Origin of the sequence: Bifidobacterium sp. LCP19S3_E9, assembly GCF_052121135.1 — a bacterium.
Taxonomy (GTDB): Bacteria; Actinomycetota; Actinomycetes; order Actinomycetales; family Bifidobacteriaceae; genus Bifidobacterium; species Bifidobacterium thermacidophilum.
Map to the genome: position 1 here is coordinate 1 of NZ_JBQKEV010000017.1, position 3108 is coordinate 3108.

Here is a 3108-nt window from a genome sequence, read left to right on the forward strand (position 1 = left end):
GGGGTGGCTGGTCGTGGTCTGCTTGTACTGATGTATTTCGACCGGGTCCCCTTTGTTGGGGGTCTGGTTGTTTGTTTGATCGTTTTGTGATCGCAGAGTGTTGATGATCTGTCGTCCGGTGTTCGTTTGGTCTTGCGGGTTCCCCGTGTGTGGGGTTGCCTGCAAGGGCGTATGGTGGATGCCTTGGCAGACGGGACCGATGAAAGACGTGGCGGGCAGCGATATGCCTCGGGGAGCCGCCGAGCTGGCTTTGATCCGAGGGTTTCTGAATGGGGTGACCCGGCAGCCGTCATGGGCTGTCACCGCAGTTTTTGCGGGGGGTACGCAGGGAAGTGAAACATCTCAGTACCTGCAGGAAAGGATATTCCGTGAGTAGTGGCGAGCGAAAGCGGACCAGGCCAAACCTTGCGCGTGTGATACCCGTCGGGGGTTGCGCGTGGGGTGTTGCGGGCCTGTGTGTCCGGTCTCCGACGGGGCCGGGCCGAGTGATAAAACGACGTGTGAGGCGAGCAGGATTGAATGCCTGGCCGTAGAGGGTGATGGCCCCGTAGCCGTATGCGTGTCGTCTCGGTATCACAGTTTGCCCAAGTAGCACGGGCCTCGTGGAATCCCGTGTGAATCAGCCCCGACCGTGGGGTGAGCCTAAGTATTCCCGTCTGACCGATAGTGTACCAGTACCGTGAGGGAAAGGTGAAAAGCACCCCGGGAGGGGAGTGAAAGAGTTCCTGAAACCGTGCGCCTACGATCCGTCGGAGCCTCCATGTGGGGTGACGGCGTGCCTATCGAAAAATGAGTCTGCGAGTCAGTGGCATGTGGCGTGCATAAGCCGTGTGGCGTATGCGTAGCGAAGGCGAGTCTTAAAAGGCGTTTGTCGCGTGTCCTGGACCCGAAGCGGGATGATCTAGCCCTGGGCAGGTTGAAGCGTGGGTAAGACCGCGTGGAGGACCGCACCCACCTGGGTTGAAAACCGGGGGGATGACCTGGGGCTAGGGGTGAAAGGCCAATCAAATTCCGTGATAGCTGGTTCTCTCCGAAATGCATTTAGGTGCAGCGTCGCGTGTCGCCTCCGGGGGGTAGAGCTACCGGATGCTTGAGGGCCCGGTTCGGGTACCGACAGCAGCCGAACTCCGAATACCCGTGAGGTGTGGCGCGGCAGTGAGTCGGCGGGGGATAAGCTCCGTCGTCGAGAGGGAGACAGCCCAGAGCGTCGTTTAAGGTCCCGAAGCGTGTGCTAAGTGGGAAAGGATGTGGGGCCGCATAGACAGCCAGGAGGTTGGCTCAGAAGCAGCCATCCTTGAAAGAGTGCGTAACAGCTCACTGGTCTAGTGGTCCCGCGCCGACAATGTAGCGGGGCTCAAGCACACCACCGAAGACGCGCCAGCAGGTTTCCTGCTGGGTAGGAGAGCGTCCCCCATGGGGCGAAGCGGCCGCGTGAGCGTGTCGTGGACCGTGGGGGAGTGAGAATGCAGACATGAGTAGCGAAAGACGGGTGAGGATCCCGTCCGCTGGATGACCAAGGGTTCCGGGGCCACGTTCGTCGTCCCCGGGTCAGTCGGGTCCTAAGGCGAGGCCGACAGGCGTAGTCGAATGGATGAACGGGTTGATATTCCCGTACCGGCTGGGGACCGTCAAAGCCGAAGCGCGTGCGCTAACCTCCGCTTCCCGTGGAAGCGCCTTTCGGGGCGTGGACGCGGGTGGTGTTGGGATCCCGCGTGTGGTAGGCCGACGCAGGAGTGACGCAGTCAGGTAGCCGGCCGCGGAGGTGGTTTTCCGTGGTCAAGCGTGCAGGCCGTCCCGCAGGCAAATCCGCGGGGCATAAGGCCGAGGCGTGATGATGGGCCCCCTAGGGGGCGAATCCGGTGATCCCTTCTGCCGAGAAAAGCTTCGGCGCCAGGGCCCCATGCCGCCCGTACCCGAAACCGACACTGGTGGTCTGGTAGAGTATACCAAAGCGATCGAGCGAATCCTGGTCAAGGAACTCGGCAAACCACTCCCGTGCCTTCGGTATAAGGGAGACCCCTTGGGGTGATGTCCTTTTACGGGCGGAGCCTTGGGGGGTGGCACAGGCCAGGGGGTAGCGACTGTTTACCAAAAACACAGGTGCATGCGAAGGCGCAAGCCGCTGTATATGCACTGACGCCTGCCCGGTGCCGGAAGGTTAAGAGGATCCGTCAACCCGTTTGGGTGAAGCGGTGAATTCAAGCCCCGGTAAACGGCGGTGGTAACTATAACCATCCTAAGGTAGCGAAATTCCTTGTCGGGCAAGTTCCGACCTGCACGAATGGCGTAACGACTTCCCCGCTGTCTCGACCAGGAGCTCGGCGAAATTGCAGTACGAGTAAAGATGCTCGTTAAGCGCAGAAGGACGAAAAGACCCCGGGACCTTTACTATACCTTGGTATTGTCGTCAGGTCTGGATTGTGTAGCATAGGCGGGAGGCTGTGAGCCGCGGGCGCCAGCCCGCGGGGAGCCGGAAGGTGAAATACCGCTCTGTCCACACCTGGCGTCTAACCTCGAAGAGTCATCCTCTTCAGGGACAGTGCCTGGCGGGTAGTTCAACTGGGGCGGTTGCCTCCCAAAGAGTAACGGAGGCGCTCAAAGGTCCCCTCAGCCCGGTTGGCAACCGGGTGTCGAGTGCAATCGCACAAGGGGGCTTGACTGCGAGACCGGCGGGTCGAGCAGGGACGAAAGTCGGAGATAGTGATCCGGTGCCGGCGCACGGGCGCGGCATCGCTCAACGGATAAAAGGTACCCCGGGGATAACAGGCTGATCATTCCCAAGAGTCCATATCGACGGGATGGTTTGGCACCTCGATGTCGGCTCGTCGCATCCTGGGGCTGGAGCAGGTCCCAAGGGTTCGGCTGTTCGCCGATCAAAGCGGCACGCGAGCTGGGTTCAGAACGTCGTGAGACAGTTTGGTCTCTATCCTCTGCGCTCGTTGGAATCCTGAGGAGGCCTGCCCATAGTACGAGAGGACCTGGGTGGACGAACCTCTGGTATGCCGGTCGTCACGCCAGTGGCGCGGCCGGTTGGCTACGTTCGGGAGGGATAACCGCTGAAAGCATCTAAGCGGGAAGCCTGCTCCGAGATCAGGATTCCGTGACCCC

1 rRNA gene is annotated in these 3108 nt (G+C 60.8%); it reads left to right on the forward strand.

From position 1 onward, the window contains the following. Positions 1-151: 151 nt before the first annotated feature. Positions 152-3108, forward strand: a 23S ribosomal RNA gene (locus ACTQYB_RS07985); the annotation flags it as partial.